This window comes from Neobacillus sp. Soil_C_43, from assembly GCF_057656715.1.
In genome coordinates, this window is the sequence record NZ_JBDGJV010000060.1 from 1 (window position 1) to 273 (window position 273).

Annotated in this window: 2 tRNA genes; both read left to right on the plus strand. The window is 51.3% G+C overall.

What is annotated here, in order from left to right:
* Positions 1–103: 103 nt before the first annotated feature.
* Positions 104–176 (plus strand) — tRNA-Thr (locus AC3A54_RS25605).
* A gap of 20 nt (positions 177–196) precedes the next feature.
* Positions 197–271, plus strand: a tRNA-Glu gene (locus tag AC3A54_RS25610).
* Positions 272–273 lie beyond the last annotated feature (2 nt).

The following is a 273-nucleotide window of genomic DNA, read 5'->3' on the forward strand; positions in this document are numbered from 1 at the left end:
CCGCAGTAGCTCAGTGGTAGAGCTATCGGCTGTTAACCGATCGGTCGTAGGTTCGAGTCCTACCTGCGGAGCCATTTTTATGTCATCAAGAAAATTCAGCTATGCTTCCATAGCTCAGTAGGTAGAGCACTTCCATGGTAAGGAAGAGGTCAGCGGTTCGAGCCCGCTTGGAAGCTTACCTATTTTTATGAATATCGGCCCCTTGGTCAAGCGGTTAAGACACCGCCCTTTCACGGCGGTAACACGGGTTCGAATCCCGTAGGGGTCACCATT